Origin of the sequence: Thiosocius teredinicola (genome assembly GCF_002009425.1) — a bacterium.
GTDB classification, from domain to species: Bacteria; Pseudomonadota; Gammaproteobacteria; order Chromatiales; family Chromatiaceae; genus Thiosocius; species Thiosocius teredinicola.
In genome coordinates, this window is the sequence record NZ_CP019936.1 from 199,933 (window position 1) to 225,105 (window position 25,173).

General features: G+C 62.0%; 20 protein-coding genes and 1 pseudogene. 3 read left to right on the plus strand and 18 right to left on the minus strand.

Features of this window, described 5'->3' with window-relative positions; genetic code table 11:
* Positions 1-121: 121 nt before the first annotated feature.
* The gene (locus B1781_RS00930; RefSeq protein ID WP_078117885.1) at positions 122-2,131 is read right to left on the minus strand and encodes a sodium-translocating pyrophosphatase; all 2,010 of its coding nucleotides are present in this window, start codon (positions 2,129-2,131) and stop codon (positions 122-124) included.
* Between the two features lie 313 nt (positions 2,132-2,444).
* Between B1781_RS00930 and B1781_RS00935 the strand changes: the two genes are divergently transcribed.
* Positions 2,445-4,445 carry a sodium-translocating pyrophosphatase gene (locus B1781_RS00935; RefSeq protein WP_078117886.1) on the plus strand — a complete coding sequence of 667 codons (2,001 nt, stop codon included), beginning with the start codon at positions 2,445-2,447 and terminating at the stop codon, positions 4,443-4,445.
* Positions 4,446-4,490: 45 nt separating this feature from the next.
* On the opposite strand, the gene B1781_RS00940 is transcribed toward B1781_RS00935, so the two are convergent.
* From B1781_RS00940 to B1781_RS00955, 4 genes are all read right to left on the minus strand, one after another.
* A complete protein-coding gene (locus B1781_RS00940; protein ID WP_078121860.1) occupies positions 4,491-4,694 on the minus strand; it encodes a hypothetical protein in 204 nt (67 codons plus the stop codon).
* A gap of 53 nt (positions 4,695-4,747) precedes the next feature.
* Positions 4,748-6,886, minus strand: a complete 2,139-nt coding sequence (locus B1781_RS00945; protein WP_078117887.1) for a putative bifunctional diguanylate cyclase/phosphodiesterase — start codon at positions 6,884-6,886, stop codon at positions 4,748-4,750.
* A 267-nt stretch (positions 6,887-7,153) separates the two neighbouring features.
* Positions 7,154-8,410 carry a 6-phosphofructokinase gene (locus tag B1781_RS00950; protein ID WP_078117888.1) on the minus strand — a complete coding sequence of 419 codons (1,257 nt, stop codon included), beginning with the start codon at positions 8,408-8,410 and terminating at the stop codon, positions 7,154-7,156.
* Positions 8,411-8,466: 56 nt separating this feature from the next.
* The gene (locus tag B1781_RS00955) at positions 8,467-8,826 is read right to left on the minus strand and encodes a hypothetical protein (RefSeq protein ID WP_078117889.1); all 360 of its coding nucleotides are present in this window, start codon (positions 8,824-8,826) and stop codon (positions 8,467-8,469) included.
* 330 nt (positions 8,827-9,156) lie between these two features.
* On the opposite strand from B1781_RS00955, the pseudogene B1781_RS23355 reads away from it, so the two are divergent.
* Both B1781_RS23355 and B1781_RS23360 read left to right on the plus strand, forming a co-directional pair.
* Positions 9,157-9,705 (plus strand): annotated as a pseudogene (locus tag B1781_RS23355) (adenylate kinase family protein); the annotation flags it as partial.
* 90 nt (positions 9,706-9,795) lie between these two features.
* On the plus strand, positions 9,796-10,509 hold the full coding sequence (locus tag B1781_RS23360) for a histone H1-like repetitive region-containing protein (protein ID WP_334224008.1): 714 nt from the start codon (positions 9,796-9,798) through the stop codon (positions 10,507-10,509).
* 106 nt (positions 10,510-10,615) lie between these two features.
* Here the strand turns inward: B1781_RS23360 and B1781_RS00965 are convergent, their stop codons facing one another.
* The 13 genes from B1781_RS00965 to B1781_RS01025 form a co-directional block, all read right to left on the minus strand.
* Positions 10,616-10,843, minus strand: coding sequence for a hypothetical protein (locus B1781_RS00965; RefSeq protein WP_078117891.1), 228 nt, complete (start codon positions 10,841-10,843; stop codon positions 10,616-10,618).
* 10 nt (positions 10,844-10,853) lie between these two features.
* Positions 10,854-11,243: a lactoylglutathione lyase gene (gene gloA, locus B1781_RS00970; RefSeq protein WP_078117892.1), complete on the minus strand. Its 390-nt coding sequence runs from the start codon at positions 11,241-11,243 to the stop codon at positions 10,854-10,856.
* 45 nt (positions 11,244-11,288) lie between these two features.
* Complete coding sequence (gene pmbA, locus B1781_RS00975) at positions 11,289-12,620, minus strand: metalloprotease PmbA (RefSeq protein ID WP_078117893.1); 1,332 nt, start codon at positions 12,618-12,620, stop codon at positions 11,289-11,291.
* A 13-nt stretch (positions 12,621-12,633) separates the two neighbouring features.
* On the minus strand, positions 12,634-14,076 hold the full coding sequence (tldD, locus tag B1781_RS00980) for a metalloprotease TldD (protein ID WP_078117894.1): 1,443 nt from the start codon (positions 14,074-14,076) through the stop codon (positions 12,634-12,636).
* A 48-nt stretch (positions 14,077-14,124) separates the two neighbouring features.
* Positions 14,125-14,955, minus strand: coding sequence for a carbon-nitrogen hydrolase family protein (locus tag B1781_RS00985; RefSeq protein ID WP_078117895.1), 831 nt, complete (start codon positions 14,953-14,955; stop codon positions 14,125-14,127).
* 114 nt (positions 14,956-15,069) lie between these two features.
* Positions 15,070-19,071: a YhdP family protein gene (locus tag B1781_RS00990; protein WP_078117896.1), complete on the minus strand. Its 4,002-nt coding sequence runs from the start codon at positions 19,069-19,071 to the stop codon at positions 15,070-15,072.
* Positions 19,072-19,109: 38 nt separating this feature from the next.
* Positions 19,110-20,561: a ribonuclease G gene (gene rng, locus B1781_RS00995; protein ID WP_078117897.1), complete on the minus strand. Its 1,452-nt coding sequence runs from the start codon at positions 20,559-20,561 to the stop codon at positions 19,110-19,112.
* Between the two features lie 9 nt (positions 20,562-20,570).
* Entirely contained in the window at positions 20,571-21,167 is a 597-nt protein-coding gene (locus B1781_RS01000; RefSeq protein ID WP_334223839.1) for a Maf family protein, read from the minus strand.
* Positions 21,160-21,630, minus strand: coding sequence for a 23S rRNA (pseudouridine(1915)-N(3))-methyltransferase RlmH (rlmH, locus tag B1781_RS01005; RefSeq protein WP_078117898.1), 471 nt, complete (start codon positions 21,628-21,630; stop codon positions 21,160-21,162). The genes B1781_RS01000 and rlmH overlap by 8 nt, the downstream gene beginning before the upstream one ends.
* A gap of 46 nt (positions 21,631-21,676) precedes the next feature.
* Positions 21,677-22,039 carry a ribosome silencing factor gene (gene rsfS / locus B1781_RS01010; protein WP_078117899.1) on the minus strand — a complete coding sequence of 121 codons (363 nt, stop codon included), beginning with the start codon at positions 22,037-22,039 and terminating at the stop codon, positions 21,677-21,679.
* A 120-nt stretch (positions 22,040-22,159) separates the two neighbouring features.
* Entirely contained in the window at positions 22,160-22,777 is a 618-nt protein-coding gene (nadD, locus tag B1781_RS01015) for a nicotinate-nucleotide adenylyltransferase (RefSeq protein ID WP_078117900.1), read from the minus strand.
* Between the two features lie 85 nt (positions 22,778-22,862).
* A complete protein-coding gene (locus tag B1781_RS01020; RefSeq protein WP_334223840.1) occupies positions 22,863-24,149 on the minus strand; it encodes a glutamate-5-semialdehyde dehydrogenase in 1,287 nt (428 codons plus the stop codon).
* 114 nt (positions 24,150-24,263) lie between these two features.
* Complete coding sequence (locus B1781_RS01025) at positions 24,264-25,070, minus strand: 20S proteasome subunit A/B (RefSeq protein WP_078117902.1); 807 nt, start codon at positions 25,068-25,070, stop codon at positions 24,264-24,266.
* Positions 25,071-25,173 lie beyond the last annotated feature (103 nt).

The window sequence follows — 25,173 nt, forward strand, 5'->3', positions numbered from 1 at the left end:
CCGGACGTGAAATAGCTGGGTAGAGTAAGCGTAGCTCCGGTCGCCGTCCACACCCGCGCCGGCCGCCCACAAAAAAGGGGGCTCATCGGCCCCCGTTAATTTTCCACCAAAAATCCGTTGCTTAGAGCATTGGCACAATCAGCAGCGCCACAATATTGATGATCTTAATCAAAGGGTTCACGGCTGGTCCGGCGGTGTCCTTGTAGGGGTCGCCGACGGTGTCGCCGGTCACGGCTGCTTTGTGAGCATCCGATCCCTTGCCGCCATGGTTGCCGTCTTCGATGTATTTCTTGGCGTTGTCCCATGCGCCGCCGCCGGTGGTCATCGAGATCGCGACGAACAGGCCGGTGACGATGGTGCCGATCAAGAGGCCGCCCAGTGCCTTCGGGCCGAGCAGCAGGCCGACCGCCACCGGTACCGCAATCGGCAGCAGGGATGGGATGATCATTTCCTTGATCGCGGCCTTGGTCAGCATGTCGACTGCGCGGCCATAGTCGGGCTTTTCCGAGTGATCCATGATGCCCGGCTTTTCCTTGAACTGACGGCGCACCTCGTTGACGATGCCGCCCGCCGCGCGGCCGACCGCTTCCATCGCCATCGAACCGAACAGATAAGGAACAAGGCCGCCGATGAATAGGCCGATGATCACCATGTGGTCCGACAGGTCGAAGGCCATGCTGATGCCTTCTTTCTCCAGCGAGTGGGTGTAGTCCGAGAACAGCACCAGTGCGGCGAGGCCGGCCGAACCGATCGCATAACCCTTGGTGACCGCCTTGGTGGTGTTGCCGACGGCATCCAGCGGGTCGGTGATGTTGCGGATCTTCTCGTCCAACTCGGCCATCTCGGCAATGCCGCCGGCGTTATCGGTGATCGGTCCGTAGGCGTCGAGCGCGACGATGATGCCGGTCATCGACAGCATGGAGGTCGCCGCGACCGCAATGCCGTACAGACCGGCCAGATCGTAGGCCGCCCAGATCGACGCGCAAACCGCCAGCACCGGCAGTGCGGTCGATTTCATCGATACCGCGAGACCGGCAATCACGTTGGTGCCGTCGCCGGTGGTCGATGCCGAGGCGATGTGGCGCACCGGGCTGTACTCGGTCGCGGTGTAGTACTCGGTGATGACGACCATGGCCGCGGTCAGCGCCAGGCCGATCAGGGCGGCGAGATACAGGTCGAATGACGAGAACTGTTCGTTGCCGCTCATCATCGAGTCGGTCACGAAGTAGAAGCCGATCGCGGCGATCACGCCGGACACGATCAGGCCCTTATACAGCGCAATCATAATCTTGGTATCGCCGGCTTTCGCCTTGACGAAAAATGTGCCGACAACCGACGCGACGATCGACACCCCGCCCAGAATCAGTGGGTACATGATGGCCTCGGCCGAACCGAGGATCAGCCCGCCGAGCAACATGGTGGCGACCACCGTGACGGCGTAGGTTTCGAACAGGTCGGCCGCCATGCCGGCGCAGTCACCCACATTGTCGCCGACGTTGTCGGCAATCACGGCCGGGTTGCGCGGATCATCTTCGGGGATGCCTGCTTCGACCTTGCCGACGATGTCGGCACCGACATCGGCGCCCTTGGTGAAGATGCCGCCGCCGAGACGGGCGAAGATTGAGATCAGTGAGCCGCCGAATGCCAGCCCGACCAGCGGATGCAGCGGGTCTTCGACCCCCAGCCAGACGAGGATGCCGTAGTAGCCGGCAACGCCCAGCAGCCCCAGGCCGACGACCAGCAGGCCGGTGATCGCACCGCCGCGGAATGCGATCTGCAGGGCAGCGTTGATGCCGTGCTCGGCGGCCTTTGCGGTGCGCACGTTGGACCTGACCGAGATATTCATGCCGATGTAGCCGGCGAGCCCTGAGAAAACCGCACCGATCAGAAAACCGACCGCCGTGGCCCAACCGAGGGTGATGAACAGGACGATGGTGAGAATCACCCCGACGATACCGATCGTGGTGTACTGGCGATTGAGGTAGGCCGAGGCGCCTTCCTGCACTGCCTGGGCGATCTCCAGCATCCGTTCGCTTCCGCTGGGCTGGCTCAATATCCATTTGACGGAAACGAAGCCATAACCGATCGCCAACAGCGAGCAGGCGAGCGCGAACCACAGTGCAGTGTCCATCAACGTATCCCCTTTATGAAAACCTCGTTATTTTGGAAATTTATAATTTTTATTGGTAATTCCCGTGACGGATTGTTCGCTTTCGGAACCAAATTACCAACCAAATTGTTCGAATGGCGCGATTAACAGTGCTGCTAGCAGGGTAATGGGCGCCGTGGTGACGGGTTTTCGGGCGGCGCTTGCAGTCGCGGGGGCGGTTCTTACAATGGATAACTATTAGAAAATTTTGGGGTAGCGCAAGACACTTGCCATGTAAAAGTCGATATGCGTTTCGCCAGAAACACAAAACAATAACACCGGAGGAGTTAGTTTAATGATGGGCACTTACCTGCCGCCGATCCTTGGCATCATCGGTCTGCTTTCCGCTTATTACATCTATCGGCTTATCCATGAGCACCCTGCGGGGGAGGAGAAGGTGACCGGCATCGGCAACCAGATCCACCTCGGCGCGATGGTGTTCATGAAGCGCGAATTCAAGACGCTCGGCATCTTCGGCGTGATCGTTCTCGCGTTCCTGCTCATCTTTCTCGGTGTGAAAACCTCAATCGCCTTCGTCGCCGGCGCGCTGGCCTCGGGTCTGGCCGGTTACTTCGGCATGTTTACCGCCACCCACGCCAACGTCCGCACCACGACGGCCGCCAACCGCGAAGGGCCGGCCGCGGCCCTGTCGGTGGCCTTTTTCGGCGGTTCGGTCATGGGCCTGTTGGTCGCCTCGATGGGTTTGCTCGGGCTCGGCACGCTGTACCTGGTGTTTGGCGGTGACCCGGACACGGCACATGCGATTCACGGCTTCGGCATGGGCGCCTCAATGGTTGCCCTGTTCTCGCGTGTCGGCGGCGGTATCTATACGAAAAGCGCAGACGTCGGTGCGGACCTGGTCGGCAAGGTCGAGGCCGGTATTCCGGAAGACGATCCGCGCAACCCGGGCGTGATCGCCGACAACGTGGGCGACAATGTGGGCGACGTCGCCGGGATGGGATCGGACATTTTCGAATCCTACTGCGGCTCGATGATCGCCACGATCGCCATCGCCTCGACCATGACGCTGGTTGCGGCCGACGCCTTGGGCGGCAGGGAGATGTTGATGGGATTGCCGCTGCATCTGGCGTCCATCGGGCTGTTGTGTTCGATCGCCGGCATCCTGTTGGTGCGCAAGTCGTCCGACAAGGCGCCGGAAAAGGCGCTGCGCACGGGCACGCTCGGCGCGTCGGCGCTGTTCATCGTGGTTGCCTACCTGCTGATCGATGCGATGGGTGGCTCGGTGGCCATCTGGGGCGCGGTGGTTTCCGGTGCGGTCGGTGGCGTGATCATCGGCCTGGTCACCGAGTACTACACCGGCGGTGCCCCGGTCCGGCGGATCGCCAAGTCGGGTGAAACCGGCTCGGCCACGGTCATGATTACCGGCCTGGCGGTCGGCATGCAGTCGGTCGTTATTCCGGTCATCACGATCTGCGCGATCATCTTCGTGTCCAACTGGTTGGTTGGCCTTTACGGCGTGGGTATTGCCGCTGTCGGCATGCTGGCGACCGTCGGTATCACCATGGCGATCGACGCCTACGGCCCGGTCGCCGACAACGCCGGCGGCATCGCCGAAATGGCGGGCTTGGGTGAAGAAACCCGCAAGATCACCGACTCGTTGGACGAACTGGGCAACACCACGGCGGCGATCGGCAAGGGCTTTGCCATCGGCGCAGCTGCCCTGGCTGCGCTGGCGATCATCACCGCATTCGTGGAAACCGTGTCTGCCCGGATACCGGATTTCGCCCTCAATCTAAACGATCCCTTGGTGCTGATCGGTATGTTCGTCGGCGGGCTGCTGCCGTTTCTGATTGCTTCGATCACGATGACTGCGGTTGGCGATGCCGCCTACGAGATGATTCACGAGATCCGTCGGCAGTTCCGCGAGATCCCCGGCCTGCTCGAAGGCACGGGCGAGCCCGATACCGCGCGCTGCGTCGATATCGCCACCAGCGCCGCGCTGCAACGCATGGTGTTGCCCGGGGCCATCGCAGTGGTCGCCCCGGTTGCGGTTGGATTCGGTGTCGGTGCCCAGGCGCTCGGCGGGATGCTCGGCGGCGCGCTGGTGTCGTGCGTGCTGTTGGCGCTGACCATGGCGAATGCCGGTGGCGCCTGGGACAACGCCAAGAAATGGGTCGAGAAAGGCAACCTCGGCGGCAAAGGCTCTGAGGTTCACAAGGCCGCGGTGGTCGGCGATACCGTCGGCGACCCGTTCAAAGACACCTCAGGTCCGTCGATGAACATCCTGATCAACGTCATGGCGATCGTGTCGCTGGTGATTGCGCCGTTGCTGTAAGGGCGCGGCAATCAAGTCTGAGGCGGATGCCGCTCGGCGTTCGCCTCAGCGACCCACCTTGGAGAAGTCCGTACCGGGTTCGAGCTCGAACTTCTGCTGCAGGTCGAATTCGCGTATCAACTGATCGACCGCACCCTGGCCGTGCACATTGCTCACCTCGGCGAGAATCAGGCGCACCGCATTGCGGTTGTACCCACTGGTGAACGACAGTTGGACCTGGATCAGTTCGCGTGCCCTGTCGAGTGTCATGCTGCGGCTCCTGCTTGCTGCGGTTGAGTTGCTCGGTGACGCCGCAAGCGGCATCAGGCGTTCTTGCCACCGTCAATCATCTTAAGCCTGGCTGCAGAATGCCGGCGGACAAATTCCACGATCTTATCGGCTGAGATAGCCTTGGAGAACGCGAAGCCCTGGTTGAACTCGCAGCCGATGGACTGCAGGTATTCGACTTCTTGTTGTGTCTCACCGCCTTCGGCAATGGCGGCCAGACCCAGGTTCTGCGCCAGCGAGACGATGGCGCGCACGATCTCGCGGCTCTTGGTGTCGCGGTCCACACCGGCGACAAAGCTGCGGTCGATCTTGAGCGCATCGAACGGCAGACGATGCAGATAGCTGAATGACGAGTACCCGGTGCCGAAGTCGTCGATGATCGTTCTGACGCCCAGTTGCTTCAGTTCCTGCAGAACCTGGGCGGCTTGACGGGTGTTGTCGATCAGCACCGACTCCGTGATCTCGAGACGCAGAAATTCGGCCGGCAGTCCACTGTCTTCGAGCGCCGCGGCGACGTGCTGCAGCAGGTCGGGGTGGCTGAACTGACGACTGGAGAGGTTGATGGCGACAAAGGTCTTGCGTGCTGCCGATAATTCCTGGTGCCAGGCGGCGAGTTGCTGCGTCGCTTGGCGGATCACGCCATATCCGATCGGCACGATCAGCCCGGTCTCTTCGGCGAGACCGATAAAGGCTTCCGGCGCAAGCTCGCCCCTGGCGGGATGCCGCCAGCGCAGTAGCGCCTCGAAGCCGACGATACGGTCGTCCCCCAGGTGGCGGATAGGTTGGTAGTGGATCTCGAAGTCGTTGCGCGTGGTCGCAGCGCGCAACTCGCTTTCCATCTGCAGCATGCTCGCGACCTGTGTATGCATGGTGCTGTCGAACACCTGGTAGCGGTTCTTGCCGGTCGCTTTGGCGCGGTACATGGCGATGTCGGCGTCGCGCAGCATGTCTTCGGCAACGTTGTAGGCGACCGAACTCAAGGTCACGCCGATGCTCGCGGCGGTCGCGACTTCTTGTCCCATCAGTACGAAGGGCTGAGCGATCTCGTGACGGATCCGCTCGATGAGGTGATCGAGGTTGGTGAAATCGGCGAAGTCGTCGAACAGGATCGCGAATTCGTCGCCGCCGAGGTGCGCCAGGGTGTCGGACGCCCGCAAGTGGCCCGCGATGCGTTCGCCGATACGGCGCAAGAGGCTGTCGCCGGCCAAGTGGCCCAGGCTGTCGTTGATGGTTTTGAAACGGTCGAGGTCGATGATCGCGACAGCAAATGCGTAGTCGACGCGCCGGCGAGCGAGCTTGATCGCGTGCGAGATCCGCTCCAGCAGCAGTCTTCGGTTGGCCAGCCCGGTGAGCGGGTCGTGCAGCGCATCGTGCAACACCTGTTGCTCGGCGTCTTTGCGTTCCGTGATATCCGTCTGTGAACCGGCGATGCGGTAGGGATTGCCGTCGCCATCGCGGATCGCCAGGGCGCGGCACAGCATCCAGCGATAGGTGTCGTCGCGATCGCGCACCCGGTATTCGATCTCGAGTTTGGGCGTTTGCCCGGCGAGGTGGGCATTGAGTTCGTTGTGAAATCCCAGTTGGTCGTCGGGATGAATGCGGCTGAACCAGTTGCTGGTCTTGCCGCCGAGGTCTGCCTCGCGCAACTTCAGCTGCTCGCGCCAGCGGGGAGAGAAATAGGCGGTGTCTTGGGCGATATTCCAGTCCCACAGGCCATCGTTGGCGCCCGCGGCGGCGAGTGCGTAGCGTTCCTCGCTCTCGGCCAGCCGGGCACGGTCGCGCGCCGCGCGCAGCAGGTATTGCAGCTGGTGGCGCAGAATGGCCCAGTTGATCGGTTTGTTGACGAACGTGGTCGCGCCTTCCTGGTAAGCGGCCTCGATCGATGCCGTGTCGTCGTTGCTGCTCGCGATAACGATCGGAATCTGGTGGCCGGCCGGCGAGTTGCGCACCTCTCGGCAGATCTCGAAGCCGCTGGTGCCGGGCAGCACGAGGTCGAGCACGATGATGTCCGGGGTCTGCCGTTGGATCGCGTCCCGCGCAGCGTCGCCAGAGGTCACCGTGCGTACCTCGAACCCGAAGTCACTCAGTGCCATCTTGGCCATCAGGGCCACGGTCGCGTCGTCGTCGACGACCAGAAGCCTAATGGGGCGACCGAGGATATCCGTTGCGCTCACCCGACACCTGCGCCCGAGTCGCCGCTGCAGGCGTCTCCGAATTGAAGATTTGTCAGGTCGACAGGCATCTGCGGTTGCTACAAAAGTGTGATCTGGCGCACGTTTTTGGTCGGGTTGCGCCGAGTGTACTTTGATTCCCTCTCAAAGACACGGCCACATAACCCTACAGAACGCCGGACTTAGCGCCCTACTCGAGCCCGCTTCCGTGCCGCAAATAAAAAGGGCCCCAACATGGGGCCCTTGAGAGGGTCGGCTGGAACCTGCCGCTTACAGCTCGAAGTTATCCAGTTTGCGCGCCACGCCGGCCAGTTTGAGGGTGACGTAGTCCGGCATGCCGTTGCTCTTGTAGGGTGGATAGGCCTCGCCCTGGATCAGCGGATACAGGTAGTCCTTGCACTTCTGCGTGATGCCATAACCGTCGTCGGAAATGAAATCGGTCGGCATCATCTTCTCGACATTGGCTACTTCGCTCAGCGGCGCCTCGCCGATCTCCCATTTGTATGGGCTGTTCGAGGTGCGCACCACGGTCGGCATGATCGAGTTTTTGCCTTCCAATGCCTTCTCGACCGCCGCCTTGCCCAGCGCGTAGGCCTGCTCGACATCCGACGCCGACGCCAGGTGACGCGCGGCGCGCTGCAGGTAGTCGGCGACCGCCCAATGGTATTTGTAGCCCAGCGCGTCCTTGATCATGTTGGCGACCACCGGTGCTGCGCCACCCAACTGGGCATGCCCGAACGAGTCGCGCGTGCCCTGCTCGGCGAGGAACTTGCCGTCCGGCCAGTGACAGCCTTCCGAGACACAGATTGTGCAGTAGCCATGCTTTTTCACATTGGCGTCGACTTTCGCCAGGAACTTGTCCTTGTCGAATTCGACTTCGGGGAACAGCGTGACCACGGGAATGCCCTCGTCTTCAACCAGAGCGCCCGCGGCGGCGATCCAGCCGGCGTGACGACCCATGACCTCGATGACGAAGATCCTGGTCGAGGTGGCCGCCATCGAACGCACGTCGTAGCTGGCCTCCAGCGTCGATACCGCGATGTACTTGGCGACCGAACCGAAGCCCGGGCAGTTGTCGGTGATCGGCAGATCATTGTCGACCGTCTTCGGCACGTGGATCGCCTGCACCGGGTAGCCCATCTTCTCGGACAGCTGCGAGACCTTGTAGCAGGTATCTGCCGAGTCACCGCCGCCGTTGTAGAAGAAGTAGCCGATGTTGTGCGCCTTGAAGATCTCGATCAGGCGTTCGTATTCGCGCTTGTTGTCTTCCAGGCTCTTGAGCTTGAAACGACAAGAGCCGAAACCGCCTGACGGGGTGTGTTTGAGGGCTGCGATCGCTTCGGCAGATTCCTGGCTGGTATCGATCAGGTCTTCGGTGAGTGCGCCGATGATGCCGTTGCGGCCGGCATACACATTGGCGATCTTGTCCGGGTGGGCGCGGGCGGTCTCGATAACGCCACAGGCCGAGGCATTGATAACGGCGGTGACCCCGCCGGACTGTGCGTAAAAGGCGTTTTTCGCCGTCATTTATGTTCCCTCTGGTCGGTTGTTTGTTTTGAAGAATCTGCCGTGAATTCAGTTGCTTAGCGACGCTTGGCGTCGATGTCGCCGCGCTCTCGGGCGAGGTGGTCGGCCTGCGCCTGGAGCAGCGAAACGGCGCACTCGGTCAGGTCGTCATACTCGTGGACCCCGGTGCCGTATTGTTGATATCCGCGGTAGAAGAACTGGCAACGATATCGTCTTTCGCCGCTCTTAAAGATGACGAAATGGCAATTTTCGGCCTCCCACACGAATACGGGGCACGAGGTGAGCTCGCGGTCGGCGGGATTCAGGCGGATTTCGGCGTCTGCGTATTGCAGATCGATGTCGCGCCCGTAGCGTTCTTTGAGGGTGGTCTTGACGATCCACTCCTCGGTCTCGGTGATGTCTGGAATTGTGCTCATGGCGTTTACCCGTGTCCGGGTACCGCGACCTGGTCGGAATAGACAGCGCGGCTCAAAGCCCGGTTTTAGAAAAAACCAAGCTAATATACTCGTTTATTTCAGTTAATCGCCTAAAATCTTTAGAAAATCAGGCGCTTCGTTGACAGGTAATTTAATGTGCGATTAGCTTAGACAACGCGGCACAACGCAGCCAATGCAAAACACGCATGCCCCCATAGGAAAATCCTAATTTCCTTATATGACAAATAGTTGGAAAACTTGCCGCCGACACCCGCAGAGTGCAGGCAGCGACGCGCCAAACAAAACAATAAAGGCCACTGAGGAGCCATAATGAGGATCGTTCTTTTAGGTCCCCCTGGATCGGGGAAATCCGAACTCTCCCAACAGATTTCAGAACACTACGGCATGCCGATCATCACCGTCTCCAGCGTGATGCAGCGTGCCGCCTCGGAATCCTCAGAGCTTGGCCGGCTGGCCAAAGAAGCGATGGATATGTCGCGGGTATCCGACGAGCTGCTGCTGGCGCTCCTGCGGATACAGATCCCGCAGATGGACCTCAGCAAGGGATTCGTACTGGTCGACCTGCCGAAAAACGCCGGCCAGGCCGACGTGCTCGACAGCGTGCTCAGCGACCTGGGCGCCGATATCGAGCTGGTGCTCAATCTCGAAGTCGACCCGGACGAGCTGATGGAGCGGCTGGTGGGCCGGATCACCTGCGACAACTGCGGTGCCCAGTACAACACCTACGTCAATCCGCCGATGGTCGAAGGCGTATGTGACGCCTGCGGCGCCCGTGTCGTGCGTCGGCCAGACGATTACGAAGAAACGATCAGCAACCGTCTGCGCGTCTACGAGAACCAGATGGGGCCGCTGCTGCAGTACTACCAGCTGAGCGACAAGCTCAAGCGCATCGACGCTGATGACGGCGGCGAAAAGGTCTGGAAAGCGGTGGGTGCGATTATCAAGGCCATGCCGCCGAGCGTACCGCCGGCATCAGCCGCCGAGGAAGCACCGGCCGAGCCGCCGGCTGCCGCGGAAAAGCCCGCCGGCGAGCGAAAGGCAGGCGGCAAAGCCAAAGCCAAGGCAAAAGCAGCGGACAGCGTCACCAAATCCAAGTCGACGAAGAAGGCTGCGGCGGCCAAGGGCAAGACTGAAAAGCCGGCGAGGAAGGCAGAGCAAAAGCCCGAAGCGAAGCCGGTTGCCAAGAAAAAGGCGGCAGCCACGAAAGCGGCCGAACCTGCATCAGCCAAGACCGGCAAAGCGGCAGGCAAGAAAGCCGCGGCCAAGAAGACGGCCTCTAAACCAGCGAAGAAGGCAGTCGCCAAGAAGGCTGCGAAGAAGAAGGCAGCCGCCAAGCCGGCCAAAAAGGTTGCGGCCAAGAAGGCCACGGCAACGAAGGTGACTGCCAAGAAGGCAGCGGCGAAGAAGGCTGCCGCCAAGAAGAAGGTCGTCGCCAAGAAAACGGCTGCGAAGAAAGTCGCAACCAAGAAGAAAGTCGTGAAGAAGGCCGCCGTGAAGAAAGCCGCAGCCAAGAAGGCCGTGGCAAAGAAAACGGTGGCGAAGAAAGCGGCAGCCAAAAAAGCTGTAGCGAAGAAGGTGGTGAAAAAAGCCGCCTCCAAGAAGGCTGCTGCCAAGAAGAAAGCGGCGAAAAAGCCGGCCAAGAAGAAATCCGGACGGCGGTGATCGCCGATATGGCGGGCTGGCGCCGGCCGTTGCGGCGGATCGCTGTCGATGTCAGACCGGTGGCGGCGGGTTCAGCGGAACGTACGCTGCCGGGGCTGCTGCAGTATCAATCCAACGACGGTCCGAGCTGAAACTCGACGGCCTCGAAGCCGTGGTCTTCGAGCATCGCCAAAACATCTTCCCAGGTGTAATCGGGGTTCTGTTCTTCCACTTCGGCGATCAGCCCCGTGACCTTGCGATAGACCTCCTGCCCTTGATAGTCCGGCGGAATCTTCACCAGCCGGATATGCGACTTGTTGCTTGCGGGCAGGATCATCAGGTCAGAACTCGACATCTGTACAACCTCAGTGGCTTTTTTTGCCGATCAGTTCGATGGGGTAACCGTCCGGGTCTTCGACGAACGCGATGATCGTCGTACCGGCGTTCATCGGGCCGGCGTCGCGCAGGATCTTGCCGCCGCGGGTGCGGATATCGTCGGTCGCCTTGTATACATCGTCGACCTCGATCGCGATGTGCCCATAGGCGCTGCCCATCTCGTAGGTGTCGACGCCCCAGTTGTAGGTGAGCTCGATCACCGTGTTGTCCGACTCGTCGCCATAGCCGATGAATGCCAACGTGAACTCGCCATCCGGGTAGTCTTTTTGACGCAGCAGGCGCATGCCCAACACCTGCGTGTAGAAATCGATCGACCGCTGCAGGTCGCCGGTACGTAGCATCGTGTGCAGGATACGCATCAGAAGAGTCCTCCGTTCAGTTTGTACGGCTGCGTGGCGACGGTTTCAGTCGCCACCGACCATCATTCGCTCGATCAGCCACGAGCCGGTATCGATGCTGCCCGGTATATCGTTGTCGTTGCCGACGGCGACCAGCTGACGAAACATGTCTTTCAGGTTGCCGGCAATCGTGATCTCTTCGACCGGGTATTTGATCTCGCCGTTCTCCACCCAGAAGCCTGCCGCGCCCCGCGAATAGTCGCCGGTTACCATGTTCGACCCTTGGCCCATCAGCTCGGTGACGACCACGCCGTGGTCCATCTCGCGCACCAGTTGGTCGAAAGACTGGCCGGTGCTGCTGATGCTGGCATTGCGCACGCCGCCTGCGCTGGCAGTACTTTGCAGCCCGAGTTTGCGTGCCGAGTAGCTGTCGAGCAGGTAACCCTGCAGCACGCCGTCGCTGATCAGTTCGCGGTACTGGGTGGCAACGCCTTCGTTGTCGAATGGCGCACTCGCCGGACCGCGTGGCAGCAGCGGGTTCTCGCTGATCTTTACCCAATCGGGAAACAACTGCGTGCCGACCTGGTCGAGCAGAAACGTCGATTTGCGATACACCGCGTGGCCGCGGATCGCGCCGAACAGGCTGCGTAGCAGGCTGGGCGCGGTCTCGGCGCGGAACAGCACCGGACATTCGCGGGTGCCCAAGTGCCTGGCGCCGAGGCGTGCCAGCGAACGTTCGGCCGCCTTGCGACCAATCGCGATCGGATCGCCGAGTTCGCTGGCGACGCGACCGCTGTCGTACCAGTAGTCGCGCTCCATGTCGTCGCCTTCCTGGGCGATCACGGCGCAACTCACGCTATGGCGCGAGGTGGGGTAGCCGCCGACGAAGCCGTGGCTGTTGCCGTACACGAACGCCGAGCGCTGGGTATACACGGTTGCGCCTTCGGAGTTGGTTATCCGTGCGTCGAATCCGCGTGCTGCATCTTCACAGCGTTTGCCGATATCGGCGGCCTGGTCGGCGTTGATATCCCATGGATGGAACAGGTCGAGATCCGGGATGTCGCGTGCCATCAGTTCCGGATCGGCCAGGCCGGCGGCCGGGTCTTCCGAGGTGTACTTGGCGATACGGCAGGCCGCGGCGACGCTTTCGCGTATCGCCTCGGGACGCAGGTCCGTCGTGTTGGCCGAGCCCTTACGCTGGCCGAAGTAGACGGTGATACCCAGGCCGTTGTCGCTGTTGTGTTCGATGGTCTCGGTCTCGCCGAGGCGCACGGTCACCGACAGCCCGGTCTGCGCCGAGACGCCGGCTTCGGCTGCGTCGGCGCCCTGGGTGCGGGCCTCTTGCAGCAAGTCGGCGACGACCTGCTGCAGGTGTTCTATCTGTTGTGAATCTGTCATTACGTCCCTGGGGTCAGGCGGCGGTGCCGCCGACGGTAAGCTGATCGATCTTGAGGGTGGGCTGGCCGACGCCGACCGGCACGCTCTGGCCCTCTTTGCCGCAGGTGCCGACACCGGTGTCGAGTTCGAGATCGTCGCCGACCATGCTGATGCGGGTCATGACCTCCGGCCCGTTGCCGATCAGGGTGGCGCCTTTCACCGGGTGCGTGATCTTGCCGTTTTCAATCATGTAGGCTTCGTTGGCCGAAAACACGAACTTGCCTGAGGTGATGTCGACCTGGCCGCCGCCGAAGTTCACGGCATAGATGCCGCGATCCACCGAGGCGATGATCTCTTCGGGCTTGTGTTCGCCGGGCAGCATGTAGGTGTTGGTCATGCGCGGCATCGGCAGATGGGCGTATGACTCGCGGCGCCCGTTGCCGGTGGGCGCGACGCCCATCAGGCGGGCGTTCATTTTGTCTTGCATGTAGCCTTTCAAGATCCCTTTCTCGATCAGCACGTTGTTGCCGGAGGCGGTGCCTTCGTCGTCGATTGTCAGCGAGCCGCGCCGGCCGGGCAGGGTGCCGTCGTCGACCACGGTGCACAGCGGCGAGGCGACCTGTTCACCGATGCGCCCGGAGAACGCCGAGGTGCCCTTGCGGTTGAAGTCGCCTTCGAGACCGTGGCCCACCGCCTCGTGCAGCAGCACCCCGGGCCAGCCCGGGCCGAGCACCACCGGCAGCATGCCGGCGGGGGCGGCGACCGCCTCGAGATTGACCAGTGCCTGGCGTACCGCCTCGCGGGCGAAGCTCAATCCGCGATCGTCCTGCAGGAAATAATCCAGGCCCTGGCGTGCACCGCCGCCGGCACTGCCCTGTTCGCGCCGGCCCTGATGCTCGGCGATCACCTGAACATTCATGCGTACCAGCGGGCGGACGTCGGCATGGATCTGTCCACCGTTGTCCATGACCAGCACGATATCGTGCGCCGCGACGAGGCTGACGATAACCTGCTGTACCCGCGGGTCGGCGGCGCGTGCCGCCGCGTCTGCACGCCGCATCAGGTCGAGTTTCTCCGCCTCACTGAGCGTTTCCAGCGGGTTGATCGGGGCGTACAAGGCGGGCACCTGGGGCGATGCCGAGACCGCTTGGCTGCCGTGTTGCCCTGCCTGCGCGATCGCCCGCGCGGCGCCGGCTGCTTCGAGCAGGCGCGAAAGTTCAAGACTGTCGGTATAGGCGAACCCGGTCTTGTCGCCGCTGATCGCACGCAGCCCGGCGCCCTGTTCGATGCTGTGGCTGCCTTCCTTGATGATGCCGTCTTCGAGCACCCAGGATTCCAACCGGCCGTATTGAAAATAGATGTCCGCCGCATCGACCTGTCGGCTCAGCAGGCGGTCCATGACCTTTTCCAGCTGGTTGTCGCTCAGCCCGGGCAGGTCCAGCAGGGTCTGGCGGGCAATGGTCAGACTTTGAGACATAGTTGATAGCTCTCTCTAGCGTGACGGCGGGCCGCAAGGGCCTCGCTGTCAGCGGCAATGCAGGCGACGATGATCGAGGCAGGGGAAGTTGCGTCGCGTCGTGTGTTGAAAGTCGGGATCGATGTGCGCGGCCACGAAGCCACTGCCGCGTTCGCGCTCGGCGAGCTTGGTTCCCCAGGGGTCGACGATCATGCTGTGGCCGTAGGTTTCGCGACCGCCGACATGAAAGCCTCCCTGCGCTGCCGCAATCACGTACGACAGGTTTTCGATCGCACGTGCGCGTACCAGGATTTCCCAGTGCGCGCGGCCGGTGATGGCGGTGAAGGCCGCCGGCAGTGCGATCACCTCGACGCCACGGTCGATCATCGCGCGGTAGATCTCGGGAAAGCGCAGGTCGTAGCAGACCGACACCCCTAATCGACCTACCGGGCTATCGAGCACCACAACCCGGTCACCCGGTTCGATACTCTCGGATTCGACGAACTGCTCGTCGCTCTCGATCAGGTTGACGTCGAACAGGTGTTGCTTGTCGTAGCGCGCGACCTGCTTGCCCCGGTCGTCGTAGACGGTACAGGCGGCGCGCCACTTGGCGGCGTGGTCGGCCTCGATCGGGATGGTGCCGCCGACGATCCAGATGCCGAGCCGCTTGGCCAATTGCGACAGGAAGGACTGCAACGGGCCGTCGCCGGGTTCTTCGCGCAGCGCATTGGCATCACTGCAGGTGTTGCCCATGAAGGCGAAATTCTCGGGCAGCACGATCATGGCTGCGCCTTCCTTGACGGCCTGTTCAGCCAGCCGCTGCGTTTCCAGCAGGTTGGCGCTCACATTGCTGCCTGACGCCAGCTGGATAGCGGCCACTTTTTTCTGCGATTTGCTCATCTGGGGTGCTTAACTGCTGTCCTTGTTACGAACTCTACTGCCTGACGCGCCGAGCGCAAAGGTTTGTTGCGCCAAGAAACCAGGTGAGTCTGGATGGTAATTGCCCAAGACAGATCAATCCGGGGTGCCGGGTATGTCCGCGCCGTGCGGATCGCCTTTCTTCAGCAGACGCATCAATCCATTGCCTGCCTCGTCGTCGTCCGACGACGAGGCAGGCTCTTGCGGCTGCGTGCTGGGCACGCCCGCCGACGGTGGCTCGAAGGCCTCGGTAGGATCTTGCGGCAGGGTCTGGCCGGGTAGCGGTGCATCCGGGTCGGGCGGTTGTGCGGTTTGTTCCTTCGAGTCGCCGCCGGGACCGAGGATCTTCGACAGCGTGCCCCCGGTATCGAGCTGAGTGATCTCGGGTGAATCCCACGATCCGCTCAGGCTGTACTCGAAACGGTTGATCTTCTCCCCGCTGGTGACCAGTTTCTGGGCGACGTACACGGCAATCCCGGCGACCGGTCCACCGGCGATCGTGCCGGCGATCGGCAGGGTCGCATCCAGGTTCGGGACGACGGTGACGTGTTGGTCGAGGGTGCGCTCCACGAGATCGGCCGTGCCTTTCAGATCGATGCTGCCGGTCGGCCCGAGTACGCTCAGGTCCTCGGTTTTGGCGACCCCGTCGGCGATCCTGAAGTGCCCCTTGATGCTGTCGAAACTGTAGCCCTTCTTGTAGAAGTCGCTGAAGTCGAGGCGTAGTCGCCGGGTCAGTGCGTTCAGGTTCAACAGGCCGACCACCCGGGTTACGCCGGGGTCGAGTTCGGCGAGTCTTCCGCGTCCGACATCGAGATTGAAATGGCCGTCGAGCGTGGCGCGGTGAACCTGCGCCGGGTTGCCCGGCCACTGGCCGAAGAACTCGATGTCGGTCTTTGCTTCTTCGACCTGGCGCGAATAGCCGAGCGCGACCAGGAAGTCGCCGATCGCCTTGCTGTGCGCGTGTCCGCCCAGCTGGCTGACGAAGCCATCGCCTTCTCGCGACCAATGTCCTGCGCTCTGCAGTTCCAACTGCCCGCCGCTCAGATCCAGGCGCGTGATCTGCATGCCGCTGCCGCTGGGCTGTGCATCGAGGCGCAGCTGGCCGAGTTCAGCCTGATTGATCTTGAAGTCGACGATGCTTAGCACCAAGCCCGGCAGCGACAAGGGGTCGGGTCCGGTAGCAGGGTCCGGTGGTGCGGCAACCTCTTCTTCAACTCCATCGACCGGTATGTCGAGATGCAGCCGCTGCAGTTCGATCTGCACCGGGATGTTGTCGATCGCATCGGCGACCACGAACGTCCCGGCCAACGAGTCGGCGTCGACGATGCCGCGCCACTGTCGGTCGCTGTGCGTGGTGTTGAGGTGGGCATCCTTGATGCTGAATTCGTCGACCAATACCCGGTCGAAACGCAGGTCGACGGTCAGCGGGGGCGTATCCGCAGCGTTTTGTGTGGCTACGGCGCTTAGCGCGTCGGCCCATGCGAGTACGTCAAGCACCTTCATGTGCCCGCCGATGCGCACGCCCGGGCCGCGTTGCAGTACCGCTTCGTCGCCGCCCAGTAAGACGTCGACCTGCCGGCCATCCAGGCCGAACTCGGCATCCACCAGATCGGCGTAGCGCGCATGGCCGGTGCGATCCTTGCCGCTCAGCGGGATGGTGACGCTAAACGAGCGCTTCTCGGGCGGTGCCTTGCCAAAGGGTGTCGGCAACGCCACCGCGATACCCTCGAGCTGGCTGGCGACAGTCAACCGGGCGGCTTTGTTGTCGCCTGCGCTGCTCGGTGGAATATCGATGTCAACGGCGAAGTCGGCCTTGCCTTTGATTAGCGGTATATCGAGTGCGGGCAGCTGGCGGTGGATGTCGGCAAGATCAAACGTGCCGCTCGAACTGATGCGAGTCGTTCCGTTTTTGGCCGGGGCCAGGTCGACTCGGATGGGCGAGCCCAGCGCGCGCGCCTTGATGCCCTTGGCGCGCAGGCCGTCGAGCGTGAAATCGAGCGTACCGTCGATCTGGGTGATGTCGAGCTGCCAGTCGGGCAACGACAGCGTGCTGCCGTTGAGCCGCAATTTGCCGTCGAGCGCATAGTCTCCCCGGCCGCTCACCAGCGGTATCGTGAAATCGAGCGACAGATCCGAATCGCCCTGCGCCTGCAATGCGTCGGCGAACTGACCAAAACGATCGCGCAGGCCTTCGTCGCGCAACAGTTGCAGCGGGTCTTTCAACGGGCCGACCAGGCGACCGCTGATCTCGATCGGCGAGGTCGGCTCGAGGCTGGCGACGTGGGCATGTGCCTCGACGACCTTGCTGTCGTACAGCGTGGCGGAGCGCGTCACGATGTCGAGATGGTTGCCGAAGAACTTCACGTAGGCATCGATGTTTTCCAGGTGCGGCCAACCTTCACGGTAGGCGAGTACCACGTCGCGGGTGTCGTACACGACCTCGAACACGCCGTTGCCGGACTTTTCGAACGCGAACGAATCGGCCGGGCCGTAGACCAGCGCCGATCCGGAGACTACCTTGCCCGAAATGACCGACTTGTCGAGCCACGCCACCAGTTCGTCGCCCATGATGGCCGCTGGGTAATACAGCGAGGCATAGGCGGCATCGCCGTCGGCGAAGTCCGACTGCACATCGACGAACAGGGGTTTGCCGGGTTCCTGCACCAGTGCCAGGCGGGTGTTGCTCTTGATGTGCGGCGTATTCGCGACCAGCTTGTCGCTCGATAGCCGCCAGCCCAGTGCGTGTTGCTCGAAGTCGAGTTGCCCGGCGAGCCGATCGAACGGCAGCGGATTGCGGAACAGGTCGGTGAAAAGGATTTTGGCATCGCTGCTGTCGAGCGTTATCTGCACATGATCCTGTTGGCCGTGCAGCGTGCCGCTGATGTTCTCGATGCCTGGAACACCGCCAGTAGGCGACATTTGCAGACCGCTGAAAGCGGCCGTGCCGCGCCAGTCGAACTGTTGGTCGCCGATGTTGGCGGCCATGCGCAGCTTGCGAATCTCACCGCCGGGCTGCAGTTGATCGAAGGTCTCACCCAACGCTGCCCAGGGCACCCGCACCTGCAGCATGCGCACGACATCATCGATGCGCAGATAGTCGGCGGCCGCTGCGATCTGCAGCGTGCCGTCATCGGTATCCGCCAATGACAGGGCCAGGTCGGTTGCCGGCCAGGTGTGGTCCTCCATCTGCAATTCGAGGTTGCGCACGCCGACCCGCAGTCTGTCGTCCTCGTGATTGACGGTGAACTCCGCACTCGCGGCTGGGATCGCCAGCGCTTTCGAGTGTTCGCTGCGCGGGCTTAGGTCGAGGTCGCGGATGCGTAAGTCGCCCTGTACCGCGACCGGGAAGGCGTCGCGCCATTCGCTCCAGGCCGTGAGGTTGAGTTGCAGGCTGGTCAGGCCAAAGCTTTCCGGGATGTAGCCGGACAGGATATTGGCCACATCCAGGTTCTCGACGTGGAGGTAGGCGTCGCCATTCCACGCCGTGGTCGCCAGCAGGCCATCGAGTCGCGCGCCCATTTCGGCCCGGCCGACCTCGGTTTCGAGATGCGCATGCAGCGCCAGTTCGCTGCCGTCGCGATCGAGTATCACGGCGACGTTGTCGAGCGTCATGGGTGCGCGCCCGGCTTTGCGGTCGATCCAGACGACGCGGGTGTTCACCAGGTTGACGTGATTCGGTAGTGCGATCTGTTCGCTGGCCGTGTCATCCGTGTTAAGGATACCGATGCCCTCGAGATGCAGTTGCCCGGATTCTTCGCGCACCAGGGTGAGTTGCATGCCATCGACCGTCACTCGTAGTGCATCCAGCAGCGAGCCGCCCAGGAGTTCGCCGGCGGCAAAACTCACCGACACGCTGTTGACATCGATCGCGTCGGGTTCGGCGCCGACCGTGACGTCGTGCAATTCGATCAGTGGACTTAAGCCATACCAGCGCGACGACATGTCGCCGATCGTGATCGGTGTATTGAGTTCACTGCTGAGATAGGAGGCCAGATCGTCGCGATGGTCGGCGATGAACGGTGCAGCGACGCGCACCGTGATGGCGAGGATCGCCCACAGGATTACCAATCCGGCCAGCAGATTTCTGACGATACGCAATCTGGTTCCTTAACGTCCCGGTCGCCGTGCTGCGTCTATCAAATCAGTACGACGTCGTATTGTTCCTGGTTATACAGTGCTTCGGCCTGCAGTTTGATGGGTCGGCCGATGAACTGTTCCAGCTCCGCGAGGTTCTGCGATTCTTCGTCCAGTAAGCGGTCGACGACCTCCTGCGACGCGAGAACCAGCAATTGTTCCACGTCGAACTGACGCCATTCGCGGAGTATGTCGCGGAATATGTCGAAACAGGTTGTCTCGGCGGTTTTCAACGTGCCGCGACCACCACAGGTAGGACAGCTCTCGCACAGCACATGTTCCAACGACTCGCGCGTGCGCTTGCGGGTCATCTCGACCAGGCCGAGCGATGAGACCTCGGAGATATGCGTCTTGGCATGATCGCGCGCGAGGCAGCGTTCGAGTGCGCGCATCACCTGGCGCTTGTGTTCATCGTCGGTCATGTCGATGAAGTCGATAATGATGATGCCGCCGAGGTTGCGCAGCCTTAGCTGACGGCAGATCGCCTGCGCCGCCTCGAGGTTGGTCTTAAAGATCGTCTCTTCGAGCGTGCGGTGGCCGACGAAGGCACCGGTATTGACGTCAATGGTGGTCATCGCCTCGGTCTGATCGATAACCAGGTGGCCGCCCGACTTTAGGTCGACCTTGCGTTCGAGCGCCTTGACGATCTCGTCTTCAACGCCATAGAGATCGAAGATCGGGCGTTCGCCCGGGTAGTACTCGATCGATGCGCGCTGATCCGGGATGTACTTGCTGGCGAACAGTTGCGCCTTTTCCCAGGTGGAACGCGAGTCGATGCGAATCTTTTCGACCTCCGGGTTGATCAGGTCGCGCAATGCACGCAGCGCCAACGGCAGGTCTTCGTGGATCATCTCCTTGGCCGGCACGGCTGCCGCTCGCTCTTGGATGGACACCCACAGCCGGGTCAGAAAGCGCATGTCTTTGTGCAGCGCCTCTTCAGAGATGCCTTCGGCAGCGGTGCGCGCGATGAAACCGGCGTTGACCTGGTTGGCCTCGGCGTACTGCGTCAGTACTTCGCGCAGGCGGGAGCGCTCGCTTTCGTCTTCGATCTTCTGCGATACGCCGACGTTGCTTACGTTTGGCATGAACACCATGTAGCGCGAAGGAATCGAGATGTTGGTCGTGAGGCGGGCGCCCTTGGTGCCCAGAGGATCTTTGACGACCTGCACGATCACCTCGGCACCTTCGCGTACGAGGTCGGTGATCTGATCGGACTTGTCGCCGTTCTCGGCGTGTATGTCCGATGCATGCAGAAACGCTGCGCGTTCCAGGCCGGCGTCGACGAAGGCCGCCTGCATGCCGGGCAGTACCCGGCATACCTTGCCCTTGTAGATGTTGCCGACGATGCCGCGCTTGGCCGTGCGTTCGACGATGATCTCCTGAACAACGCCGTTTTCGATAACGGCCACGCGGGTTTCCGGCGGCGTAACGTTGATCAGGATTTCTTCACTCATAAGAAGAGTTTACACGCCGAGGCGGCCGCGAACCCCTACCGAGTTGAGTAATTGCATGGTCTCGAATAACGGCAATCCCATAATGCCTGAGTAGCTGCCTTCGATGCGCTCGATGAACGCCGCCGCCAACCCCTGTACCGCGTAGCCGCCGGCTTTATCGGCGGGTTCGCCGGTGTCCCAGTAGGCAAAGGCTTCCCTTTGGCTGATCGTGCGAAAGGTCACGCTGCTGACGCTGAGCCGGTAGTCGATGTTCTCGTGGCAGATGGCCACGCCCGTCATCACCTGATGGCTGCGGCCGGACAGCGCGAGCAACATGCGCACGGCGTCGTCACGTCCGCCCGGTTTGCCGAGTATTTGCGCGTCGACAACCACGGCGGTATCCGAGCCGATCACCGGCATATCGGCATGCAGCGCGTGGACGGCCTGCGCCTTGGCGGTGGCGATGCGCTGTACATAGTCAGTCGGTGATTCGCCCGGCAATACCCGCTCGTCGATGTCCGCCGGTGCGGTGCGGAATGCCACGCCCATCTGCGACAGCAGTTCGGCGCGCCGCGGGGATTGCGAGGCGAGGATGATCATCGGGTCGGCTGTGGACTTGTCACGCACGATGGTAGGGGTGATTGCGCAGCACGCTCCACGCCCGATAGAGCTGCTCGGCCAGCACGATGCGCACCAGTGGATGGGGCAGGGTCAGGGCCGACAGCGACCATAGCTGATCTGCTGCGGAACGGGCGCGTTCGGTCATACCGTCAGGTCCGCCGACCAGCAGGGCGACATCCTGACCCGACTGCATCCAATCACCGAGTTGCTCGGCGAGCTGCTCGGTCGACCAGTTGCGGCCGCCGACCTCAAGCGCAACAACGCGTGCCCCTTTGGGTATCGCGTTGAGCAGGCGGTCGGTTTCGTCGCGCATGATGCGTTCGATGTCGGCGTTCTTGCCGCGCTTGCCGGCCGGGATCTCGACCAGCTTCAGGCGGCATTCAGCGGGAAGGCGTTTTGCGTATTCTTGATAACCCTGCTGCACCCACGCCGGCATCTTTTCGCCGATGGCGATCAAATGGATCTGCATGGGTTATCAGAGTCAGTCCGTTCAAACCGGACGTCGGCGATTGTGATCAGCCGCCGCGCTCCTTGCTGACCTTCTCGGCCATGACCGGATCGAGGTTCCACAGGCGTTCCAACTGATAGAAATCGCGCACCTTGGGTTGCATCACGTGAACCACCACGCCGTTCAGGTCGATCAGCGCCCATTCGCCTTCCTGCAGGCCCTCGGTGCCGATGGGAGGCTGGCCCGCCTGTTTGGCTTGGAATGCGACCGATTCGGCGGTCGATTTGACGTGTCTGTCTGAGGTGCCGGAGGCAATAACGAAGTAATCGGTAATGCTGGTTTTGCCGCGAACATCGATCGTGGCGATGTCGAAGGCCTTCATATCTTCTAGCGTTTTGACGACAAGATCGCGGAGTTCTTCTACCTGCATGCGGGATTCCGAAAAAAGCTGCTAATGGTGAATGATAAACCAACTACCGGGGACTGCACCCCGATTCGCCTCGTCGGCGCTCCCGTCAGCCCGATGTTCGACATGTAGGTGACTGATTATTCAGGCGTAAAGTGCTCGCTCGAGAATCATATCGCGGACCCTGTCGGGCACGAGGTAGTCGATACTCCGGCCGCCACGCAGGCGGTCACGAATGTCGCTCGACGAGATCTCGAGCTGAGTGACGGGACAGAATACGACCTGCCCGGTTACTCCGGCCACCAGGCGCTCGGTTTGCCTGTCGTCCAACATCTGCCTGACGGCTGGATTGGTATGCGGCAAATGCCCCGGGCGTTGCAGCACCGCGATGTTGGCGATCGCCAGGATGCCTTGCGGGTCACGCCAGGTATCGAACGCGCCGAATGCATCGCCGCCGAGCAGCAGGCACAGACCCTGGTCGGGGAAATCGGCGCGCAGCGACCGCAGTGTATCGATCGTGTACGACGGACCGCTGCGGAGAATCTCCCGGTCATCGGCGACCAGATCGCTGCGCCCTTCGGTGGCGACCTTCAGCATCTGCAGGCGAAATGCCGCAGGTGTGCCGGGTTGGTCACGGTGCACGGCCTGCGCCAGAGGTATCAGGCGTACTTGCTCCAGAGGGAGCTGCTCCAGGGCATCCAGCGCAATGCGCAGATGCCCGAGATGAACTGGATCGAAGGTGCCGCCGAATACGCCGATCATGGTTTCTCTCCGTCGGCGAACTCAGTGCCCGTCAGCACATGGAGCTCGCTTCGAAGATCGTTCCGGCGTCGCCGAGAAGAACGGCTTACTGCCGGATGTGGCCGTCACCGAGCACCACGTATTTCACCGAGGTGAGCCCTTCGAGGCCGACCGGTCCGCGCGCGTGGAACTTGTCGGTCGATATCCCGATCTCCGCACCCAGGCCGTATTCGAAGCCGTCGGCGAAGCGCGTCGATGCGTTGACCATGACCGAGCTGGCATCGACCTCGCGCAGGAAACGGCGCGCCTTGGTGATGTTCTCAGTGATGATGCTCTCGGTATGCATCGAGCCGTGGCGTGTGATGTGGTCGATCGCGCCGTCGAGATCGTCGACCACTCGGATCGACAGGATGGGGGCGAGATACTCCTCGTCCCAGTCTTGCGGCTTGGCGGGCGAGCAGCGATCGCCCAGCAGTGCGCAAGTCTTGTCGCAACCGCGCAGTTCAACGCCTTTCTCGAGGTATGCCGCAGCAATCTCCGGCAGAAAGTCGGCGGCGATAGTATCGTTGACCAACAGCGTTTCCATCGTGTTGCAGGTGCCGTAGCGCTGGGTCTTGGCATTCAGCGCGACGTCGAAGGCTTTTTTGGGGTCAGCTTCGTCATCGACATAGACGTGACAGATGCCGTCGAGATGTTTGATGACCGGTACACGTGCGGCAGCCGAGATGCGCTCGATCAGGCCTTTGCCGCCACGCGGAATAATTACATCGATGGATTCCGGCATGGTAACCATCAGGTCGACGGCGGTGCGGTCGGTCGTGGCGATGACCTGCACGGCATCGGCAGGCAGGCCCGCGCTTTCGAGTGCAGCGTGAATCGCGGCGGCGATCGCCTGATTGGAATGAAACGCTTCAGAGCCGCCGCGCAAGACGGTCGCGTTGCCCGATTTCAGACACAACGCCGCCGCGTCGGCCGTCACGTTCGGCCGCGACTCGTAGATGATCCCGACGACGCCCAACGGCACCCGCATGCGGCCGACCTGGATACCGCTGGGGCGATATTTCATATCGAACATCTCACCGATCGGATCCGGCAGCGCGGCAATCTGGCGCACGCCTTCGATCATCGAGTCGATGCGTGCTTCGTTGAGTTCCAGACGGTCGAGCAGCGCAGCATCGAGGCCTTTCGCGGCGCCGGCGTCGAGGTCCTTGCGGTTCTCGGCAATCAGCGTGGCGCGCTGTCGGTCGAGAGTGTCGGCGATAGCCAGCAGAGCGGCGTTCTTGGCGGCGGTTTCCGCGGCGGCCAGGACGCGTGACGCGGTGCGAGCACGCGCACCGGTGTCCTGCATATAGCTGGCAATGTCGTCGATCTGGATCTGTGCGGCTTGGGTCATGGCGACGTCGGCTGAGGTAGTACGGGAACTCCTCATACTAGCAAAAGCCGCGGCGGCCAGGGAGCGCCGCGGCCGGGGCCGGTTGGCAAGCCGCTTGGGGAGCCGGGGTTCGGCTCAGGTGTTGGGAACCGGTACCGGTCCGGTCGGCGCGGGCTCTTTGTTCGCGGCCTGCGCGGCTTTCTTCGCCGGTTGCTCCCACGAGAACTTCGGCAGGTTGCGGAAACCTTCCTGGATGCCGTTGTTCCAGGCGTCACGCAGGGCGATCAGGTACTGGTCGTCGGCATCGAAGCGACAGCGACAACCGAGCACCAGGCTGTCTTTCTCGTAGGTGGCGACTTCGAACGGCGGTCCGACCGTGATGTTCGATCGGGTGGTGGCGTCGAGCGAGACCAGCGCCAGCCGTGCACCCTGATTCAGGGAAAGGCCCGGATGCACGATGCGGTCGAGCGCCGGCTTGCCGTATTTGCTTTCGCCGATCTGCAGGTAGGGCGTTTCGGGCGACGAGGTGATGTAGTTGCCCTGCGGATAAATCAGCATCAGGCCGTGCGGCTGTCCTGCGATCTGGCCGCCGATCAGCAAGGTGGTTTCGCCGCTGACGCCTGACTGAGACAGCGCCATGTTGTGTTCTTTCTGCACCGACAGGCTGACCGCGCCCACATACTCGGCGGCCTCGAACAGGTAGCGGACATTCGCCAGGTTGGGCCCGCCCGACGGGTAGTCGAGGTCGCGCTGGATGTGATTGATGACTTCCTGCGTGGTCGCGAGGTTGCCGGCCGACAGGATCACGAATAGGCGATCCGGCGAAGGCGTGAACACGTGCATCTTGCTGTAGGTAGTCACATAGTCAACGCCCGCGTTGGTGCGCGAGTCAGATGCGAATACCAAGCCATCGTCGAGGCTGAGACCGACACAGTAAGTCATGGGAGGATCCAACCGAAGGTTGCAGAGTGTAATAGTATCGGATGAAACGCCGCGGTGATGGAAGTCTTTTTTTCGTGTCTCAGCGGCCTTCTGCTCTGCTAAG

What these genes read in the sequence shown, in the direction of transcription:
- gloA (WP_078117892.1), bottom strand. Translation starts at nt 11,243, where the DNA reads ATGCGTATCCTGCACACGATGCTACGTACCGGCGACCTGCAGCGGTCG.
- nadD (WP_078117900.1), bottom strand. Translation starts at nt 22,777, where the DNA reads ATGATCGGCGTATTCGGCGGCACCTTCGATCCAGTTCATCTCGGGCAT.
- B1781_RS00930 (WP_078117885.1), bottom strand. Translation starts at nt 2,131, where the DNA reads ATGGACACTGCACTGTGGTTCGCGCTCGCCTGCTCGCTGTTGGCGATC.
- B1781_RS23360 (WP_334224008.1), top strand. Translation starts at nt 9,796, where the DNA reads ATGCCGCCGAGCGTACCGCCGGCATCAGCCGCCGAGGAAGCACCGGCC.
- B1781_RS01020 (WP_334223840.1), bottom strand. Translation starts at nt 24,149, where the DNA reads ATGACCCAAGCCGCACAGATCCAGATCGACGACATTGCCAGCTATATG.
- tldD (WP_078117894.1), bottom strand. Translation starts at nt 14,076, where the DNA reads ATGTCTCAAAGTCTGACCATTGCCCGCCAGACCCTGCTGGACCTGCCC.
- B1781_RS00955 (WP_078117889.1), bottom strand. Translation starts at nt 8,826, where the DNA reads ATGAGCACAATTCCAGACATCACCGAGACCGAGGAGTGGATCGTCAAG.
- B1781_RS00985 (WP_078117895.1), bottom strand. Translation starts at nt 14,955, where the DNA reads ATGAGCAAATCGCAGAAAAAAGTGGCCGCTATCCAGCTGGCGTCAGGC.
- B1781_RS00965 (WP_078117891.1), bottom strand. Translation starts at nt 10,843, where the DNA reads ATGTCGAGTTCTGACCTGATGATCCTGCCCGCAAGCAACAAGTCGCAT.
- B1781_RS00940 (WP_078121860.1), bottom strand. Translation starts at nt 4,694, where the DNA reads ATGACACTCGACAGGGCACGCGAACTGATCCAGGTCCAACTGTCGTTC.
- rlmH (WP_078117898.1), bottom strand. Translation starts at nt 21,630, where the DNA reads ATGCAGATCCATTTGATCGCCATCGGCGAAAAGATGCCGGCGTGGGTG.
- B1781_RS01025 (WP_078117902.1), bottom strand. Translation starts at nt 25,070, where the DNA reads ATGACTTACTGTGTCGGTCTCAGCCTCGACGATGGCTTGGTATTCGCA.
- pmbA (WP_078117893.1), bottom strand. Translation starts at nt 12,620, where the DNA reads ATGACAGATTCACAACAGATAGAACACCTGCAGCAGGTCGTCGCCGAC.
- rsfS (WP_078117899.1), bottom strand. Translation starts at nt 22,039, where the DNA reads ATGCAGGTAGAAGAACTCCGCGATCTTGTCGTCAAAACGCTAGAAGAT.
- rng (WP_078117897.1), bottom strand. Translation starts at nt 20,561, where the DNA reads ATGAGTGAAGAAATCCTGATCAACGTTACGCCGCCGGAAACCCGCGTG.
- B1781_RS00950 (WP_078117888.1), bottom strand. Translation starts at nt 8,410, where the DNA reads ATGACGGCGAAAAACGCCTTTTACGCACAGTCCGGCGGGGTCACCGCC.
- B1781_RS00935 (WP_078117886.1), top strand. Translation starts at nt 2,445, where the DNA reads ATGATGGGCACTTACCTGCCGCCGATCCTTGGCATCATCGGTCTGCTT.